General features: G+C 59.9%; 14 protein-coding genes. 7 read left to right on the forward strand and 7 right to left on the reverse strand.

Annotation, left to right across the window (positions count from 1 at the left end; all coding sequences use genetic code 11):
• The first annotated feature begins 5 nt into the window (after window positions 1-5).
• Genes BQ7391_RS07265 through BQ7391_RS07275 form a run of 3 tightly spaced genes read left to right on the forward strand, consistent with a single transcriptional unit; the run spans window position 6 to window position 2581 of the window.
• On the forward strand, window positions 6-368 hold the full coding sequence (locus tag BQ7391_RS07265) for a DUF2304 domain-containing protein (protein ID WP_075279992.1): 363 nt from the start codon (window positions 6-8) through the stop codon (window positions 366-368).
• Complete coding sequence (locus BQ7391_RS07270) at window positions 365-1534, forward strand: glycosyltransferase (RefSeq protein ID WP_075279993.1); 1170 nt, start codon at window positions 365-367, stop codon at window positions 1532-1534. Before BQ7391_RS07265 ends, BQ7391_RS07270 begins: the two co-directional genes overlap by 4 nt.
• A gap of 30 nt (window positions 1535-1564) precedes the next feature.
• Entirely contained in the window at window positions 1565-2581 is a 1017-nt protein-coding gene (locus tag BQ7391_RS07275) for a glycosyltransferase family 2 protein (protein WP_075279994.1), read from the forward strand.
• 30 nt (window positions 2582-2611) lie between these two features.
• Here BQ7391_RS07275 and BQ7391_RS07280 read toward each other — a convergent pair whose 3' ends face one another.
• Genes BQ7391_RS07280 through BQ7391_RS07295 form a run of 4 tightly spaced genes read right to left on the reverse strand, consistent with a single transcriptional unit; the run spans window position 2612 to window position 7058 of the window.
• Complete coding sequence (locus BQ7391_RS07280) at window positions 2612-3658, reverse strand: hypothetical protein (protein WP_129583928.1); 1047 nt, start codon at window positions 3656-3658, stop codon at window positions 2612-2614.
• Window positions 3651-5084 (reverse strand): oligosaccharide flippase family protein, encoded by a 1434-nt coding sequence (locus BQ7391_RS07285; RefSeq protein ID WP_075279996.1) that lies wholly within the window; start codon window positions 5082-5084, stop codon window positions 3651-3653. The genes BQ7391_RS07280 and BQ7391_RS07285 overlap by 8 nt, the downstream gene beginning before the upstream one ends.
• Window positions 5085-5137: 53 nt before the next feature.
• Window positions 5138-6118: a glycosyltransferase family 2 protein gene (locus tag BQ7391_RS07290; protein WP_075279997.1), complete on the reverse strand. Its 981-nt coding sequence runs from the start codon at window positions 6116-6118 to the stop codon at window positions 5138-5140.
• Between the two features lie 25 nt (window positions 6119-6143).
• Window positions 6144-7058, reverse strand: coding sequence for a hypothetical protein (locus tag BQ7391_RS07295; protein WP_075279998.1), 915 nt, complete (start codon window positions 7056-7058; stop codon window positions 6144-6146).
• A gap of 402 nt (window positions 7059-7460) precedes the next feature.
• Between BQ7391_RS07295 and BQ7391_RS07300 the strand changes: the two genes are divergently transcribed.
• The 3 genes from BQ7391_RS07300 (at window position 7461) to BQ7391_RS07310 (ending at window position 9533) form a co-directional block, all read left to right on the forward strand.
• Window positions 7461-8069 carry a hypothetical protein gene (locus BQ7391_RS07300; protein ID WP_075279999.1) on the forward strand — a complete coding sequence of 203 codons (609 nt, stop codon included), beginning with the start codon at window positions 7461-7463 and terminating at the stop codon, window positions 8067-8069.
• On the forward strand, window positions 8005-8577 hold the full coding sequence (locus tag BQ7391_RS12760; protein ID WP_083662151.1) for a DDE-type integrase/transposase/recombinase: 573 nt from the start codon (window positions 8005-8007) through the stop codon (window positions 8575-8577). The genes BQ7391_RS07300 and BQ7391_RS12760 overlap by 65 nt, the downstream gene beginning before the upstream one ends.
• Before the next feature lie 200 nt (window positions 8578-8777).
• Window positions 8778-9533 carry an ATP-binding protein gene (locus BQ7391_RS07310; RefSeq protein WP_075280001.1) on the forward strand — a complete coding sequence of 252 codons (756 nt, stop codon included), beginning with the start codon at window positions 8778-8780 and terminating at the stop codon, window positions 9531-9533.
• On the opposite strand, the gene BQ7391_RS07315 is transcribed toward BQ7391_RS07310, so the two are convergent.
• Window positions 9508-10647, reverse strand: a complete 1140-nt coding sequence (locus tag BQ7391_RS07315; protein ID WP_075280002.1) for an ISL3 family transposase — start codon at window positions 10645-10647, stop codon at window positions 9508-9510. The two genes, BQ7391_RS07310 and BQ7391_RS07315, sit on opposite strands and share 26 nt — an antisense overlap.
• 313 nt (window positions 10648-10960) lie before the next feature.
• Between BQ7391_RS07315 and BQ7391_RS07320 the strand changes: the two genes are divergently transcribed.
• The gene (locus tag BQ7391_RS07320) at window positions 10961-13411 is read left to right on the forward strand and encodes a glycosyltransferase family 2 protein (RefSeq protein ID WP_083662152.1); all 2451 of its coding nucleotides are present in this window, start codon (window positions 10961-10963) and stop codon (window positions 13409-13411) included.
• A gap of 218 nt (window positions 13412-13629) precedes the next feature.
• Here the strand turns inward: BQ7391_RS07320 and istA are convergent, their stop codons facing one another.
• A complete protein-coding gene (gene istA / locus BQ7391_RS07325; RefSeq protein ID WP_075280004.1) occupies window positions 13630-15939 on the reverse strand; it encodes an IS21 family transposase in 2310 nt (769 codons plus the stop codon).
• Between the two features lie 150 nt (window positions 15940-16089).
• Window positions 16090-18162 (reverse strand): DUF2142 domain-containing protein, encoded by a 2073-nt coding sequence (locus BQ7391_RS07330; RefSeq protein WP_075280005.1) that lies wholly within the window; start codon window positions 18160-18162, stop codon window positions 16090-16092.
• Between the last annotated feature and the right edge of the window lie 153 nt (window positions 18163-18315).

The raw sequence follows: 18315 nt of genomic DNA on the forward strand, positions 1-18315 counted from the left end.
GGCTCATGTCCGTCACGCTGCGCATCTGCATTGCCATCTTTTGCATTCTGCTGGCATTCTACGTGATTCGTCTCGTTTCCCGAAGGCGCCTGCTGCTCAAGTACTCCCTACTATGGCTTACGCTCGTAGTGGGCTTGCTCCTGAGTGCCCTGTTCCCGGACTGCGTCATTCTGCTTTCAGGTCTGCTGGGCTTCGAAATGGCAGCAAACTTCATCTTCTTCATCGGCTTGTTCTGTCTTATGGCAATCGCGCTGTCCCTTACGGTTATCGTGAGCAGGCAGTCGCAAAAAATCAGCGTGCTCACGCAACGGTTGGCCATAGTCGAGTATTGCCAAGACAAGCGACAGGATACGCGGGGCGACGCATGAGAATCGCGATGGTGTTTGATGGCTTGGGCATGGGGGGAATTGAGCGGGTCGGTATCCAATACGTCGCGCTTCTGACCCAAGCCGGTCACGAGGTAGATGTCTATAACCTGCAGCCGGAAAAATCAGAACTGCAGGATGAATTTGAAGGTGTCGCGGATGCTGTCTATCCGGGATTTCTCCCGCTATCCTGCGTTCCAGGACAGTATATGCTCATGGTCAAGCGGTGGTGGTGGGGAAAGTACGCCTACCCGCTTGCCTACCTGGTGAGCAAGCTGTGCATGTTGGTGCTTCGGATTGTTCAGCCGAAGAGACGCTACGATGTTGCCATCGCATTTTCTGGCCATATGCGGGACCTGACGTTCGTCGCACATGGTTTCGTGCGGGCAGAAAAGCGCATGGCTTGGGTGCATGGTGCAATTCTTGAGTATCTCGTGCTCTCTCCCACATTCGCAGACCTGTATCGGAAGGTTCGCAACTTATGCGTGCTCTCGACGGATCGACAGGAATTCGTTTTTAGCTCCCATCCGTATCTCTCAGACGACTTGTCGGTCCACCAGCTCTATAACCCCATCGACTTATCCGCTCGCCCGCCCCACGCGGATGCCGTTGCGGCGCTTCGTCGGGCTCATGGGGGTTATATCCTTGTAGTGGGGAGGCTCGACCGCGATAAGGACCCGGCGACCGTCATTCGCGCTCGCAAGATTCTGGAGGAACGTTATGGCAAAACGCCTCATGTCGTTTTGGTTGGAGACGGCTCTCAGCGAGCGGAGCTCGAGGCACTTACTCGTTCGTTGGGACTCGATGATTCCGTGTTCTTCGTCGGGCTGCGCCACGATGTCGAGGATTTCTATGCTTCGGCACAGCTTTTCGTTCACTCCAGTCCATGTGAGGGATTTGGATTTGTGCTGTTGGAAGCCATGAAATATGGAGCGCCGATTGTGGCAACCGATAGCCCTCCCGGTGTAAGTGAAGTTCTTGGTAGCGATAGGTATGGCTTGCGTTGTCGCGTCGGTGATGCCGAAGACATGGCTGCGAAAATCGCAACTATGTTGGATGATGCCGGCTTGCGCGAGCACTACCGTGAGAGCGGATTCAATCGCGTGCGGGACTTTTCGTGTGAAACAATCTCAGTCAAGCTTAACCAGATACTCAAGGACCTTCGATAGACGCGGCATAAAGCAGCGGAAAGGGACGACATGCTGTTCACGGTCATAGTGCCGGCATACAATGCCGCACGTTATCTGGAGGCAGGTCTCCTTTCGCTCGATGCTCAAACGTATCGCGATTTCGAAGTCGTGATTATCGATGATGGGTCGACCGATGAGACGGGGGACATTGCGGAGGAGTTCTCAGCGTCGGCTGGAAACGTTTCTGTCGTGCACAAGGACAATGAAGGAGTGCTCAGGGCGCGTTGCGACGGCATCGCCCGAGCCCAAGGAACCTACACCGTGTTCCTTGATGCGGACGACCGTCTTGCTCCACATGCTCTTGCCTCGCTGGCGGCGCGCATTGCCGAGACAGAATCGGACATCGTTCAGTATGCCTTCTGCCAGGATACCGCGTTCCGCCATCGAATCAAGACGTTTGATCTGCCCGATGGCGAATACCGGGGGAAGGACTTTGCGTACGTGCGACGCCAATTGCTCGCAGGAAAGATGAACAGCATATGGAGCAGGGCGGTTCGAACCAGCCTGCTGCGTGCGGACGGATTTCCCAGCGACCGGTTCAAATCCGTCATGCATGGTGAGGACATTCTCCAATCTCTGTACACGTTTGACCGTGCTGCAAGTGCGACGATTTTTGCGGAGGCGCTGTATTACTATCGACCGAATGACGGTGCTTCGACGGCGTCCTATCGATCGGGTCAGCTGGCAGGTATCGAAGTGGTTTGCCGGGAGCTGTTGGAGGTGGCTCGGCGTTGGGGAAGCGATTACGTCCCGTACGCGATGCAGGGTGCCGCGGTGCAATATGCATATCTGCTTAACATTCTAATCGGCTCAACTGACAAAGACATCTCTACCGAGCTTGAGCGCATTGCAGAGAGCTTTGAGCGCTTGGGCGGCCTTGAGGTGGTACGTGGCGCCGAGGCCATTCGGGTGGACTGTCTCATCATGTTGAAGCTGCTGTGCCGTCGCCGCCTTCGCGTGCTGCGGCGCTTCGCGGGCTCCATCGAATGTGCCCGCCGGCAGACGCGTCGTTTGCTCAGCAGGTAGTCGTCGGGGCGCACAGTTTTCCGTCGGACGCTAGAACATCGCTGTGCGGTCGGGAACTCGTTCGAAGGGGAAACGGTAGAGAAATTCCGGTAACGCTCGCTCGATTGCGATGCGTTCATCACGGTATTCGGGAATGAGAAAGAGCTGCGTGTTATTGAGCGACTGCTCCGGGATCAATTTCGTGCGCGGCGCAACGTGGTCGTCCGCTCGCAGCCCGAGTGTCTTGAGGGTGGACGCCACGGTGTCATCGTATCGATACAGTAGGTCCTCGAAGCTAAGGCGCATGACGTGAGGGAAACTATGAGGGAGCGTTTCCATATCACGCATCCTACGGTAGTAAGCGCAAAATGCATGCACATCGGTGGGGAACGGCACAGGGTTGCCCTGCGGAAGCCATACATATTTATTGAGCAGAAAGACGTCACGCGGGTCGCGCTGAACGACGAACACAAACGCGTTGTCGGAAAAATACGAATCAAGTCGAGAGAGGTTGAAGGGGAGTACGAGCTGGTCGAGAACCAGATGGTGCTCTTCGATGCCAAGATCGATAAAAATATCCTGCAAGAAATGCCGTGCAGCTTGATAGTACTCTTCAGAGGTGGGGAGCGCGATAGCCATCGGTGCGTAGCGTAGCATCTTGGGGAAACTGATCATGCCGCGCGTCAGGCGCGTGCATGCTCGCTTTGCGAGGGATAGAGCGAGCCGGGGCCCCGTGAGACGCTCTTGGTGATACCAATAGGCATCCGATGTGAAATCGACAAGCTCATCCACAAAGGCATAGACGCGGTCCATGAAGGTCTCGGAAAGATTCGCGCGGTAGTTTCCAGGCCACCAAAACTTCGACTCGAAGAGAGCCTCCATGGTCTCGATGAAGGAGTGGATCGCTTCGTCGCTACGGATGGCGTTGTTGTTTCTGAGCAATTTCTCTTCCAAGTCGAAAACGCCATCGGGGCAATGAAGGAAAATGTATTCAAAACTGCCGTGGTTTTCCGTGTAGCCGCGAAACTCGCCTATTAAATCGGTAAGGGCGGATGAGCCCGACCCCATATAACCCGTTGGAATAACCACGTTATTCATGCGTGCCTCCCGACCTGACGTTGGAGAGAAATGGCTTGAGCGAAGGCGCGAGGGAAACGCCCGCGGCGACCGTCATGGCGACCATGATGGCATAGCGTATGATGATGTGGCTTGAAAGCGCCTGCATGGCGAATGCGAACGCAACCATGAACACAAGGCTTCCCCCCAAAAGCGGAATGCGATACGTTGCCCGAACGTCAAGGCGCGTGACGAATGCATAGTTGATGGCAAACAGAATCGCGTAGCTCAAAAGGGTGATGTAGCTGACGGAAAGGTATCCGAGGAAGGGGACGAGTGCGAAATTGAGTCCGATGTTGATGACGGCCGTGATAACGGAGCCGATTGCGATCCAGTGGGCCTTTTTATGGTAATACTCCAGGTCATATAAGAAGAGATAGCAAAACTGGAAGTACATGGCCGCAACGAGCGGGATGGTGATGGTCGTGGTGTCCGCGTAGGAGGCGGGGAGAAACAGGGTTACGACTTCGGGGGCGATGGTAATGAGGCCACATGAAAGATAGACGCCGAGGCAGATGACGACGGCACAATTGCAACGCACGACGTCCCTCTCGCCGTCACGGAGGCGTCGGTAGACCCAAGGAGACCATGCTGCCATGATTTGCGTCATAACGGTATAGGCAAGATTGCCGACAGTGTGTCCCATGCTGTAAATGCCGCCTTTGTCCGCTCCTGCGAGCATGGTCACGATGGTGAGATCGAATTGCGTTAACACCATTTGGGAAAAGAGGTGCGGGATAAGGGGGATGGTGAAGCGCAGCGCAGCACGGACGTAGGAGGTGTTCGGCCGTGCCGGCTCCTTTCCGAAGCACAGATAACATATGAGTACTATTGAAATGACGACGTAGGTCGCATCGAGGCCGATGACGCGTCCCAGCTGGCCGTAACCGTGAAACAGCTGCGCGAGGGCGACTGAGACAACCTGTGCAACGGGACCAACGCAAAGCACGATCCAAAATAGGATGCTGGTTTTGTTTTTGAAGATACAGAAATAGTAGGCGATGTAGTACAGCGCGAGGCATGCCATGCTGGGGAATAGCCAGAAGAATAGGAAGTCGTCAAGAAAGAGCAGCTGCTGGATCTGCTGTTTAAAGGGCAACGCAATCACGAGCGCAGCGAAGACCGCTGCACCGACGAACGCGGCGACCGATCCGATAAAGTCCTTGTGCCTGCTGGGATAATCGATGAGCCCATGGTTGACAAATGCATAGATGGCAAGCGAAACGATGATGCTGGCGGTATTGCGCGTCGAGATGAACGTGGCGGCAATGCCGAGCTCTTCAGGGGAGAGAACGCGTGTGATGAGGGGTACCATCGCCGTGCCCACGATGAGGGAGAGCACGTTCGCAACGGTGTTCCAAAATGCGGTGTTGAGTGTTTTTCGCGTGTCGGCTTCGGTGGGTTTCATGGATTGCGGATGTCTCCAATGCGCGTTGATGAGGGTGTAGCTGGCCGCAAGGGCTACATTAGGGCGGCGAGCGTATAGACGATGCCGTCGCAGTGGATTCTCCTAAGGCGCATCAAAAGCCATACCGACAGGCGGATTTTGAGCGTCTGCCCTCGGGAGGCTCTTAGCGCGATCAGGGGATTCCGGTCAATGTCTGGGAATCGATGGAGCGCGTCGTCGAAGACGAAGGCGCGCTTCTCTCGCATGCGGCGTATTCCGCATCCTCGATTGTGAACGAGCAGCGCGTTTAACATGTTGGCGAGGTAGGTGTATTGCACGACCCACTTCTGTTCCACGGTCAGCTGCTCGAGCGGATGGTCGGCAAGGAGCTCGTCGAATAGCCGCGCGACGAACACCTCGTGGTCTTTCGTGTGGTCGAGAGAGCCCGTGATGGATGCGCGATTGAAAAAGTAATGGTATCCAGCATAGGGAATGACGCGAAAGCTCGGCGAACAGCAGAATAGCGAAGAGCTGAAGTAGATATCCTCTCCGCAGCGCGAACGTGAAAAATGCAGGTCGTGTTCGCGAAGGAATGCCGTTCGAAACAACTTGGCACAGGCGATCGTGTACGTCGTGAGGCTCCAGACGCTATCGGCTGCAAAATGAGGGGTCAGCTTGCCGTCGACATCTCGCGTGTAGCCTCCAACCACGACGTCGACGGGCTGTTCACACATCGCGGTGAGGTAGGTGCCGAGATAATCCGATGAGACGTAGTCGTCGCTGTCCACGAACATGAGATACTCGCCGCGGGCTTCGGCAATGCCGCGGTCTCGCGTTGCGCCAAGGCCGAGATTCTCGCTGTTGACGATATACCGGATGAGGTGTGGATAGCGCGTTGCATAGCTCTGCGCAATGGCGGAGGAGCCATCGGTTCCTTGGTCATCGATGAGGACGATCTCGAAGTCTTGGTAGTTTTGGACGATAAGGCTGTCAAGGCACCGGCCAAGATAGCGTTCTACGTTATATACCGGCACGATAACCGAAATGACAGGCATGGACACACCCCTCTTCGCCTAGCTTCTAGTGCGTGATGCGCGCGATATATCCCGCGTCGTTCGACCAGATGACCTCGAGGTTACCCGAGAGCTTTTCGGCAGCGGTGCGGGACTCAATCGATCCGACGCTCTCAAAAGGCTCACGTGTCAGGACGACGACGTAATCACACTGAACCGTTATCTCCTGTACGGCCTCATCGACGGTGGCGGTTTCCCAAGGACGGATGCCCGGGACGTAGTCTTGGCGAACCAACGCAATCCACCAGTAGCATTGTTCGATATTGCCCAAGAATGCTATCGGTCGGTCCGAAATCTCGGTAAGATGATCGGCCTGCTCGTAGACGGCGAGTGTACCGGGGTCAAACTCGCTGCCAGGTCGTAGATAGGAGTCGTTCCAGGTGTAAATGTCAAAAAAGGGCTGGTAACTTGCAACAACTCCATAGTTCGAGCGAGGCATGAGGTTCGCAAGCCTTTGGTCAAGCTGCGTGACGTTGATGCCGACGAGCGCACATATCGTCGCGACGCATCCAGCGAGGAAGGGCTTAGAGGCTCCGCGTGCGACCTGCAGGACGCCAAAGACAGCGCAGGCCATCATGAGAGGCTCCATCAAATAGTAAAATTTGAAGAAATAGTACGTTGAGATGATGTTGGGAAACGTCAGCAGGAAGCATACGGCTAACGTCGCGACAATGCCGATGAGTACGCCCTGTCGATACCAAGCGACCGCTAGGCATGCAAAGGAGGCGAGGTAGATCGTTGGGGCGAAGAGCGCGTAGCTGGTGATAAGACCGAGCGGCATCCTGCCCAATCCGGCATAGGATGCGGGCGTCGATTCGTTCAGGATGCAGGCACAGAAGAAGGCAACGCCTATCGCCATGGAGACGCCGACGCCGAGGTGGAAAAAGCTATCGACATGGCGAATTGTGTGGAATGGTGTCATCAATGAACCCCCAGAGTCGATTGCAGATTTCCCATTGTACTCAAGCGGGATGCGACGAGAAACGGCTATGTCGGTCGGTTCGGCTTCTGTGGCAAAACTGCGCTATTGGGACTGCGGACATTTTCTTGTACACCCCACACGGTGTAGCTGTGCTCCCTCCTGTGCTCGTCCGGCGTGAGCCACCCGAGCGCCTGCGACGTGGACTCCTCGTGGAACGAGGCTCCGGACAAAATCTCGGAGCAAACTTGGTCCAGGAGGGAGTCCGATGTACACCAAGGAGGAGCGCGAGGGGATTCTCTGGGAGTTCCACCGCAGCGGCATGAGCGTCCCGGAGGCGTGTCGGCTATCGCCACTGTTCCCTGTCGCAACAACCTGTATCGTTGGCTCAGGATGGAGGCCGCGATGGCGGGCGCGCCCGAGCAGATCGACTGGAGGGACTGGGGCGCCGACCTGCCGGAGGAGCCTGCGGAGCGCGCGAGGATGGCCGAGGTCAAGCTGGCGGAGGCACTGGCGGTGTTGGACGTCCTAAAAGCACCAGGCCCGGCCTCTTTGACCGGCGAGGAGAGGCGGCGGGCCGGGGAGCTGGCGCGGGGGAGGTGCCCGCTCGTCAGGCCCGGGGACGCGGCCGAGACGCTCTTGATAACGAAGAGCACCTACCTCGACTATGCCGCGAGGGCCGCTAGGCCCGATCCCAAGGTCGCCCTGCGTGAGCGCGTGCGCGCATCCTTCGAGGCGAGCGGAGGGTCTTACGGATTCGAGTCGGCGGCCGCCGACCCCGGGTCCGGGGAGGGCGCCGGTGTCCTGGCGCGACCTCGAACCGGGGGCGCGTCCACGCCCGTCGCGGCCCCGGGGAAGGTTGTGCGCGCCATCATAGCCGAGGAGGGCCTCGTCGCCCGCAAGGCGGCGCGGATGGCGCGGGAGGCGGTGGTCGAGCTACGCCGGCGAGCTGTCCGAGCGGCCCGCCAGCGCCCCGCCCGCCGAGGACGGCACTCACGACTTCCATGCGTCTGAGCCGTGGCCGCTCGTCGTCACCGACGTCACGGAGGTACGCCTTGACGGCCTCAAGGCGTACCTCTCGCCGGCGATTGACTGCCTCGATGGCTGGCAGGTTTGCTGGAGGCTGTCCCTGCACCCCGACAAGGAACTCATGGTCGGTATGCTCTCCGACCTCGTCGCGGAGGTGGCCCCGACCGAAGAGCGCCCCCTGGTGGTGCACACCGACGGGGGCTCGGCCTGCATGACCGACGACTGGGCGCCGGCGCGCCGGGCGGGGCGCGCCACGCGGTTGATGTCGCGGAAGGCGGGGGCCACGACAACGCCCGCGCCGAGGGGTTCTTCGGCACGCCCGAGTGCGACTTCTTCGAGGGCCGCAACTGGACGGGAGTCGGGTTCGAGGAGTTTGCGACCAAGCTGGACGGGTGCATCGAGTGGTGCCGCAGCGGGAAGCTCAAGAAGTCACTGGGATGGAGGACCATCAGGCGGAGCCGCGAGGAGCTTGGTCACGCGGCGTAGTCGTTAGTCCGAAAAACATCCGAGGTCCCGAGGCGCCCACCGACCTCGGTGCGGACCTCAGGGCGCTGCGTGACGCGGGCGCGTCGCGGCCACCCTCGAGCTCGCCGCTACCAGGGCTGCCGCGGGCGATGCTGTGGTCGCCTACGACGCGCCGGTCGACCTTGCGGGGTACGACCGGGCCGCGGGCAGCTGGAGGGGGCGGCGCCAGTGCCTAGGCCGGCCGACGAGGGACGCGGGGAGTTCCCCTCCCGGGCGAGGTCGCTGTTCATCTCGGAGGCGACGATATCTTGGTTCCTCGAGACCGTCATCTCCGGCCAGCTCGCGGCGTGCTCATCGATGCTCGCCCGCGAGCCGGGGTCGCGCGAGCGCTCAAAGCGCGCGAGGCTGCTGAGGCAGGCTCGCTTCCCGGTGCCCAAGGCCGTCGAGTGCTTCGACTGGTCCCACGCCCGATTCCCGGAGGGCTGGGGCCGCGAGGAGATGCTCTCGCTCGAGTTCGTGGGGCGTGCTGAGGACCTCGTCTTCCACGGCCCCACGGGACGGGGCAAGACGCATGTGGCGACGGCGCTCGGTATCGAGGTGACCCACTGCGGCGTCCCCCTTCGGCTCTTCCAGACGGCGGCGCTTGTACCGCGGCCCGGCAGGGCCAAGCGCGAGGGAACGCTCGACAGGCTGCTGGCGAACGTCGGCAAGGCCCATCTCGTGGTCCTCGACGAGTTCGGTAACGTGCCCTTCGACGTGGAGGGCGCCCGCCTGCTCTACCAGGTCATATCCGGCAGCTACGAGGGGAGGAGCATGGTGCCTGTCACCAGCGTTGAGCTCGGCCGCTGGGGAACGATCTTCGCGGACGACAGGCTCGCCGCCGCGATTGTCGGCCGCGTCGTCCACCAAGGCAGGCTCGTGGGGCTCGACGGTCCCAGCCATGGGCTCGAGGAGTCGCTCATGCTGGGCAGGTCGGGAAGCTAGCGGCGTGCCCGTGCCGGAAACCGAAAAACTTGCGTGGAGAAACCCGAAAGAAGGTCACGCTCTTTTCCGAAAGCGAGACTTGACAAAACACACAGGAGAGCGCCCGGTCGAGCCCGGCGGCCTCCTCCTCCCTCGTCTCGCACGAGTAGACCGCGCGCACCGCCTCGACCATCGCGCACGCGCGCGCCGTCAGCAGGTGCTCGGAGGCGAGCGACGCGCGCTTGGCCGCCTGCCGCTCGGTGAGGTTCTCGGGGCGCTTGAGCCACACGTACTTGGTGCCCCTGAGCAGGCGCCTCTTCTCCTCGCAGCTCTTCGCCTCGGCGCGCCTCGTCCTGTCCAGCGCCCTCGTCAGCAGCTGCGTCACGTGGAAGCGGTCCACGGTCTGGGCCGCGCCCGGCATCGCCTCGGCGCAGCCCAGCGAGTAGGAGCTCGCCATGTCGCGCGTGACCTCGGCGACCGCCGAGCGGTCGCCGCCCCGCGCCTCGAGCTGGTCGCAGAGCCTGCCGGGCGCGCCGCGGTCCCTGCCCTCGGTGACGGCGACCACGCGCCTGCCGTCGACGTCGGCCATCACCGATATGTAGCGCTGGCCCCTGGCGCGGGCCGTGTCGTCGATGCCGACCCCGGTCACGCCGGAGTAGTCGGCGCCCTCGCGCGCCTCGGACACGGCCCTCCCGAGCATCGCCCACACGCGCGAGTCCGACTCGCGCACCTGCGCCGATATGGCGCTGACGGCCATCCCCGACATCGCCATCACGAGGACCTGCGCCTCGAAGAGCGCCGTGAAGTGCGAGTTCGGGCGCACCTCCCAGGGCACCCTCGCGGTCCTGGGGCCGTGCTCCGGGCAGTCGGCGCGGGGCACCCGGCAGTGCACGACGGTGCGGAGCTGCCAGATGTCGAGGTGGCGCCAGGTTCGCTCGCGCGCGTCGTAGACGCCGCAGCGGGCGCCGCACTCCGGGCACGCCACGGCCGCCCCGGGCGCCCTGCCCACGCGGATGTGCAGCTCCTCGTCGCCGGACTCGGGCGACTCGAACCACACGTCCTCGACCCGCCACTCGGGCCCCAGGCCCATCGAGCGCTCGAAGAGCCTCGCCAGCATCCCGGCCTGCGCGTCCATGTGGGCACCTCCCGTCGCCGCCCGACGACAGAATGGTACCGCTCGGGGTCACGCGGTCACGAGGGGCTGGGTGCGCTACCCACTAAAAGTTCCGAAGAGCCTCAATTTGTTCGTTTTGGCTCTCCAGTCGCAATTTGCGGATGCTATCGAGATTACTATTGAGATGGGATGCGTTGATGAATATGGTCGATTATGGGTCTCGGTTGCTACAATTCACATGATGTAACTACTATACGAGACCTCTGGCTATATTGCCTATTCAACTCTCAAGTCACGCCTCGTTCCTATAGGACTTTGAAGATTGGATGCGTCAATGAATAGAGAGTCCTTGTGCCTGTGCAGGTCGAGCGACAAGGTATTTGAGGAAGTGTTGATTGAGGGGCTTCCGGAGGGCCACGTCCTTGCCCCCATTGTCTCCGCGAGCGAGACGGGTACGTCGCTGCCCTTTCGCATATATCCCATGGACGAGCGTCCCGAATACCGGAACTCCCTCCTCTTTGTCTATCCGCTGCTTCCGCTGCGCTCCGCCTCGTTCGTCGTTGGTGAGTATGACGAAGACGGCGGCCTCCTTGAGACCCATTCGTTTGAGCTTGATTACGAGAAGGCCAAGTGGCGCTCACGACTGAACTACAGGGTAAACCGCAGCAGGTGTGTTCGCCTCAAGGAATGTCCGCGAGGAAAATGGCCGGCTGGCAAGGCCCGCATCATTCTCAACACGGCGGCTATCTCGCCCTGGCACATCGTGATTCGCGGTGCCATGAGGATTCCTTCAACGGCGACAGAGGTTCCAAGAGTGGTCTGTTCCGATAAGTGGCTTAATCGCATCGACAGCGACTTCACCCTGTTGAATCCCCTTGACGAGCCGCAATCAAGCTGCGGCTACAGAGATGTTGACTTCTCACTCCGCATACCGTCCGGTAAGAGGACCCTCATCGCCGACGACGTGTTCCTGTCCCTTGTCACAGAGACCCCCTCAATTGGGGTGACGGCATCTCGTAGGTTCTCTGCCAAAAAATGCAAGACCATGGTAAAGGCCAGCGAGCGCCTTTACCTTGACATCGACTGCAATTCCGAATACCAACAGTGGAGGGAGCTGACCCGTGCATCGGCCGAAGAGGTGCGCCGACAGAGCAACGTCAGCTTCCCGATCTCTCCGATGTTCAGCATTGTCGTCCCCCTCTTCAAAACGCCCAGGCGCCTCTTCATGGAGATGGTCGATTCTGTTCGTCGCCAGTCCTATCGGAACTGGGAGCTCATTCTCGTAAACGCCAGCCCTGAGGACTCGGAGTTGAGGCAAAGCATCCAGGAAGTTCTTGCGAACGACCAGAGAATCTCCCTGGTTGAGCTCGAGCGAAACTACGGCATATCACTCAACACCAATGCCGGTATTCGCGCTGCGGGCGGGGACTTCGTGTGTTTCTTCGACCACGATGATCTCCTGGAGCCAGATCTTCTGTTTGAATACGTCAAGGCCATCAACGAGCATCCGGAGACCGATGCGCTCTTCTGCGACGAGGACAAGCTGACTCCCGACGGGTTTCACGTCGATCCCAAGTTCAAGCCGGATTTCAGCCTGGATTACCTGTGTGATAACAACTACATCTGTCATTTGATGACAGTGCGGACGGAGCTTCTCAGATCCCTCCCAGAGAACACGGAGGAGTTCGATGGCGCCCAGGATCACAACCTGATGCTTCGTGTTGCCGAGAGCGCCCGTCACATACATCACGTTCGGAGGATCCTCTACCACTGGCGGATGTCCGAGACGTCCACCGCGGGAAACCCAGATACCAAGCCATATGCGACGCTGGCAGGCATCAGAGCGGTTCAGGCGCACTTCGATCGGGCGGGGATACCGGCGATTGTTGGGAAAAGCCGAAGGAACTTCACGTATGCCATCCGCTATCTCGCTCCGACCGATCGGCCGCTGGTGTCGGCCGTTATCTCGTCTGACTGCGGAAGTGCAATGCTCGGGCGATGCGTGGACGCCCTGAACGCGAGCTGCGACTACCCGAATCTGGAAATCATTGTCGTTAGGACCGGACACTCCAGCGAAGCTTCCAGCCCTTGCAGTCTCGAGTCGCGTTTTGCGGGTAGATATCCCGTTACGGTGGTCGATGTTGACTCTTCCTCCACACCTCAGGAGGCCATGAACAGGGGGGCGGCCTGCGCTCACGGGGAGTTCCTTCTTTTCATGCACGATGACGTATGTGTCGAGGCTCCTTTTGACCTAGGGCATTTGGTGGGTGCCGCGAATCGTTCTGACATCGGCGCCGTGGGATGCAGGCTGTTCTACCCTGACGATTGCCTGCAGCATGCCGGGTATCGAATAGGGAGGGATGGGAGAATAAAGGACTTCTTCAAGGGAATTCCCCGCATGCGCTGGGGGCTGCTCTGCCTTGCGGATTCCCAGCGAAACGTCACCGCCGTCTCCTCTGCTTGCATGATGATCTCGAGCAAGGACTTCTCACGCGTCGGGGGTTTTGACGAAGATCTCTGGGGAGAATTCGGAGACGTCGATCTCTGCCTGAGGCTGGCGGAAGAAGGCCTTCAGACGCTTTTCACCCCGGAAGTGAACGCCGTTCATTGCGAGTGCTCTCCTCATGAGAAGTTTGGACGAAATGCCGTCCTGGCAGCTGCGGAGGTGGAAAATGCCTCTCGATTCTCAGCAAAATGGGGCGATAAGATAGAGGCGAGCGACCCATTTTACGGAGACACGCTTGAGGAGATCATGGCTACCTCATACGAGGCATGTCTTCTCTAAACGATAGATGCGCTAAGCCGGAGATGACCGCATATAAAACTACTGCCCTCTCCGGCTTATGCCTGCTCTATTTCATTTGCGAATTGATTTAGAGCTGAGCATGTTGTAGTTTCAGAGCCGGCATGAGTAGTGCGCCTAGTTGGTACCGTCGTTCTGCATAAGCGGTACCGCCCCTCCGACGAGGCGGTACCGGTGTTCCGCCTACCGGGTACCGGACGTCACTTCCAGTAGTCCTCGTCCTTCCCGGCCCGCAGTCTCGCGGTGTATTCGCGCATGTTCGGCCCCTTGATGTCCAGGAGCCTGGCGTGCTCCACGACCCTGTTCAGGATCGAGTCGGCACACAATTCCGAGTTGATTCTCAGGTACCACTGGTCGGGCTCCAGCTGCGACGCGATGAGAGTTGAGCCACGGCCCTCGCGCGCCTCCAGTATCTCGAAGAGGTCCACCGCGTTGAGCGGGTTCTCGATCGGCGTCGTGAAGAAGTCGTCCAGCATCAGGAGGTCCGGACCCGAGAAGCGGTCGAGCGCGTCGTAGACGCGCCCCTCCGTCCTGGCGACGTTGACCTCCCGGAACATGTCGTTGAGCCTCGCGTGGCGCACCGACATCAGCCGCCGGCACGCCGAGACGCCCAGGGCCTGCGCGACGTAGCTCTTCCCGCCGCCGCTCTCCGAGATGACCACGGGGTTCTCGCGGGCCTCGACCCACGCGCAGGACGCGAGCCTGGCCACGCGGTCGCGCGTCAGGCTGCGGTCGGGCAGGTAGTATATGTCCTCGACGCAGGCGCCCTTGATCTTGAACCTCGCGGAGCGCACGGCCCCCTCTATCTTCCTGCCGTCGCGCGCCTCGATCTCGGCGTCCACGCACGGCTCGACCTTCTCCTCGAAGGCCATGTCGTCGTAGGACTCGTCCTCGCAGACCTCGCGCAGCCTGCGCCCGAAGGCGCCGACCCCCCACTTCGCGAAGAGGGCGAGCCTCTCGTCGCCGAGCACCGGCCTCACCTCCTGTCCCTGCGGTAGTGGCCGGCTCCGCGGACCCTGCCGACGTGCGCGGCGCGGTCCGCTGGCGCCCCCGGCCCTCAGCGCGGCCATCGTGTTCTTCACGCGCGCGTAGGTCGCGGCGCCGCCCAGCTCGTTGACGCGGGCGCACGCGGCCTCGAGCTCGGCTGCGCGGCCCCTGCGCGAGAGCGAGAGTATGTTGGCGCACGGGACGTAGCCCCGCGCCTCGACCGGGTGGGCGTCGAGCACGGCGGCCACCAGCCTCTTCGTCTCGGGGCCCACCTCCCCGGCGCGGCGCTCGAGCCACGCGCGCGTCCACAGCGACTGCGCCTCGAGGTGCGCGGGCGGCATGTGGGCGGGGTCGGTTGAGTACTGGCCCCTCCGGCCGCGCAGCCTCCGGTGCTCGGCGACGACCTCGCCGCCGTCCAGGACGGCGACCGTCGCGGCGCCGAGCCTGACGTCGACGGTCCTGCCGACCGGGCGGTGCGGCACCGAGTGGCGCATGTTGTCGCACTGCACGTGGTAGTCCGGCGACACCTTGCGGCGGCGCCACTCGTACCACTCGAAGGGGGCCGCGGGCAGCGGGTTCAGCGCGGCCCTCTCCTCGCCGAGGAAGGCGTCGTCCCGGCAGCCCTCGCGCCTGGAGAACGGGCGGGCGTTGAGCGCGCCGACGAGGCGGCGCACCTCGGCGTTCAGCCCATCGAAGGACGTGAACCTCTCCTCGGCCAGCGGGGCGAGCACCCACGTCTCGCGCAGGTCGACGGCCTTCTCCGCGGACGCCTTGTCCCTCGGCTTGCGCACGCGCGCCGGGACCACCGCGCAGCCGTGGTGCTCGGCCATCTCGAGGTAGGCGTCGTTGACCTTCACCGGCTCCGACTTGCGACGGCGGTCCGTGGCGGTGGCGCAGTTGTCGGGCACGAGGATGTCGGGGACCCCGCCGGCGGCCCGGAAGGCGTGCACGTGGGCCTGGATCCAGGAGCGCGTCCGCATGTCGGGGAAGCACTCCGCGTAGACCCACGCCGACCAGGGGAGCGACGCGACGAACAGGTACGCGGGCGACCGCCTGCCCGTCACGGGGTCGAAGACCGAGGCGGCGAGCCCGGCCCAGTCGACGGGCATCGTCCTGCCGGGCTCGTGCGCGATGCGGGCGACGAGGTCGTGCGTCCGGGCGTAGTCGCCGACCTTCTTGCAGAACTGCGAGTACTGGTAGAGGCGCTTGCCGCACGGGTTACAATCGAGGTAGCGCGCCCACTGCAGCGCGAGCGTCATCTTCGGCACCCTCGCGAGCTGGTCGCAGACGCGCGCGTAGTCGGGCTCGAGGTACTCTTCGCCGCGCTTTGACCGGCCGTCGGCGAAGAGGCCCGAGACCTCCGCGTCCGTCATCGACTCCAGCCTCTCGGCGCCGATGCGCTCCTCCTCCATCTTCGCGGCGCACCTCGCGACCGTCGCCTTGCTGCAGCCGAGGGACCGAGCGGCCTCGTTCCAGCTCACCCCCTTCAGCAGCTGGCGCATGATTTCCTTCTTCGTGGCCATGCGGGCCCCCCTTCCAACGGGCGAGGGCGCCCGGATGGCGCCCTCCTCGCTGAAAGGTTATCGGGTTCACCGGCCGGTACCGGTTATGCGGAACGCCGGTACCGCTTATGCAGAACGACGGTACCAACTAGGCGCAGTACTCAGCCGGCATCAGATGTAGTTCAGCGTGACAAAGCGGACGATGCATACGACAAGAATGACCGTGCAAATAATGGGGAACGCGGCTTCCCATTTTTGGCGACTTCGGCTGAACGCTCCGGAGATGGTTTTGTTGTTACAGGCAAAGGCGACAAAAGGTACCAGAAGCGGGATATGGTACCTGTATTGCCAATAGTTGACCGTATCAGCGCCAACGGGAGTGATGGTGATATACATGGAGATGGTGACTAAAATAACTGCCAGCAAGGAGACGAACAGAGCCCAGAGAGTTGCTGAGACGCTGGCCGAAGATCTGCTTGCCTTGTTTCCTTCGATGAATCCCGGCAACAAGACATAAAGTATTTGAATAAAATCAATAATGTAACGTTCAAGATTCGATGATGCTTCTGCTCCAAAATAGCCGAGATACCCAAAATTAAGGATAAAGTCCATCCTAAATGGGTTGAGGAATTCGCTAAAGAGGAATCCAAAGAGCATCCCGAGGAACTGAAGTGGGTTGGAAATAATATAGGCAAATTGGCCGGATGCGCTTACGTCCGACCCCCCACGGGAGTCCGTTGCTCCCTCTCCTCCGGTAGACAAGAAGGGCGTAGCAAAAGTGGAGAGCAGAAATAGGCCCAAGAATATGATTCCGGTGAAATAGAGAAGACGCTGCCTGCGACTCGAGAACTTTTGTCTGGGCATGAGAAAGAATAGTCCGAGAATTGGGCAGTAGACCGCCTTAATCATTATTCCAACAGAAACAAGTATCAGACTCAGCGCTATCGTCCTAGGATCCAGGGACGGCGAGTCGCCCCATGCCTCACGCATCAGGAGCGCGCACCCGCATGCAATAAAAGCGATGATCCATGGATCGTAGGAGTAGTTGCTCGCAAGAAAGATGTTGCTTGGAAGAAGTCCAATTACCAGCAACACCAGCTTCTTTGTGGGGGCAACCTTGATGGCAAAAAAGAAGAGCAGGATGTATGTGAACAGGTTGCCAAGGCGTCCCATAACCACGAGTAGGGAAAACGGCACGTGCAGGAGGCGTCCTAGCCAGAGGCCGGCGGCCATGGGGAGATAACCAAGCGCCGTTCTGTCTAAGATGAAGCTATCGGATCCCTCGTCTGCAACTACGTTGGCAGCTAGGTCGGATTCATACCGGCTGTCAAGTTCCTGAGAATAGAGTTCAGTTGTCTGCCCCGTCCAATCCGAGAGGGAGAGGACATCTTCGCCGAGGGCGCGCCGCTGGGCAATCTCAGAGAAGTAGACCTCCGCGGGCGTCATTTTCCCATTGATGATGTATGAGACCTGTGTGGCGTTCTTGAAATGTATCTGGTCGTCCCAAGAAATCCCCGTTGTTGTGGGAAGCACGATACAAAGGTAGGAGCCAAAGAGAAACGCAATGAGCGCAAATAGGGTCTCAAGGGCAATTGAGTGGAATCTGCGGAAGAGCACAATTGCATAGGTAGAGATGAAGACCGCAGTCAAGAGCCCAAATATTGCAAGCAGAGGCGTGTCGATTGCGTTACAGATGACGAGCGAAACGAGCAGGGCTATGAAGACAAGTAGGACTAGCGGCGGCAAATTACGTCGGATGTTACGTGCGGAGAGCGTGCGTGACTGCCGGCAATTGCTCTTGCGCCGTGCATAAAAAAGAAAGACTCCAACCGTAAGAAGATACCCAATCGGGATATAAATGATCAGGCGCTTCTTTGACCAGCATTCAAACGAGAGAACGTCTGACCCCGGCGTCCCGATGACGGTGGCCCCCTCAAGAATAATGGCAGCTACAACGCTAAGGCAAATTACCAAGAGCGCGATTTGGCCGGCAGAGTGCCGAAATGTGCCGTTATGAGAGAAACGCCTTATAGAGCTGACTGACCAGATGAATGCGAGATAGAAGAGCACCTGATAAATGAACAGGAAGAAGAGGCTGCCGAGCGAAAAGTAAGAGGAGATGAATGCTGCCGTACCGATGGCAAGGATCCAATACGCAACTGAAATCGCTCGTAATACTTTGGAATCCGAGTGGGTCACACTTGCGAGATGTTTTGCATGAAAGTGCATCGACACGCCAATCATAGAATAGCCGCCCTTTGTCAAATGAGATACTACAGGTTGGGCAGGCCATTTGCATGCTCGCTGGATGCTCGGCACAAAATGGCCTCTACAGACAGTTAGAGAGATTCATGTGTGGGGCGGGTATTTCTGCTTGTGCTCTCACCCCCGTATTGT

Origin of the sequence: Thermophilibacter provencensis, from assembly GCF_900128445.1 — a bacterium.
In the GTDB taxonomy this organism is placed as follows: domain Bacteria; phylum Actinomycetota; class Coriobacteriia; order Coriobacteriales; family Atopobiaceae; genus Thermophilibacter; species Thermophilibacter provencensis.

What these genes read in the sequence shown, in the direction of transcription:
- BQ7391_RS07265 (WP_075279992.1), top strand. Translation starts at nt 6, where the DNA reads ATGTCCGTCACGCTGCGCATCTGCATTGCCATCTTTTGCATTCTGCTG.
- BQ7391_RS07270 (WP_075279993.1), top strand. Translation starts at nt 365, where the DNA reads ATGAGAATCGCGATGGTGTTTGATGGCTTGGGCATGGGGGGAATTGAG.
- BQ7391_RS07275 (WP_075279994.1), top strand. Translation starts at nt 1,565, where the DNA reads ATGCTGTTCACGGTCATAGTGCCGGCATACAATGCCGCACGTTATCTG.
- BQ7391_RS07280 (WP_129583928.1), bottom strand. Translation starts at nt 3,658, where the DNA reads ATGAATAACGTGGTTATTCCAACGGGTTATATGGGGTCGGGCTCATCC.
- BQ7391_RS07285 (WP_075279996.1), bottom strand. Translation starts at nt 5,084, where the DNA reads ATGAAACCCACCGAAGCCGACACGCGAAAAACACTCAACACCGCATTT.
- BQ7391_RS07290 (WP_075279997.1), bottom strand. Translation starts at nt 6,118, where the DNA reads ATGCCTGTCATTTCGGTTATCGTGCCGGTATATAACGTAGAACGCTAT.
- BQ7391_RS07295 (WP_075279998.1), bottom strand. Translation starts at nt 7,058, where the DNA reads ATGACACCATTCCACACAATTCGCCATGTCGATAGCTTTTTCCACCTC.
- BQ7391_RS07300 (WP_075279999.1), top strand. Translation starts at nt 7,461, where the DNA reads ATGGCGGGCGCGCCCGAGCAGATCGACTGGAGGGACTGGGGCGCCGAC.
- BQ7391_RS07315 (WP_075280002.1), bottom strand. Translation starts at nt 10,647, where the DNA reads ATGGACGCGCAGGCCGGGATGCTGGCGAGGCTCTTCGAGCGCTCGATG.
- BQ7391_RS07320 (WP_083662152.1), top strand. Translation starts at nt 10,961, where the DNA reads ATGAATAGAGAGTCCTTGTGCCTGTGCAGGTCGAGCGACAAGGTATTT.
- istA (WP_075280004.1), bottom strand. Translation starts at nt 15,939, where the DNA reads ATGGCCACGAAGAAGGAAATCATGCGCCAGCTGCTGAAGGGGGTGAGC.
- BQ7391_RS07330 (WP_075280005.1), bottom strand. Translation starts at nt 18,162, where the DNA reads ATGATTGGCGTGTCGATGCACTTTCATGCAAAACATCTCGCAAGTGTG.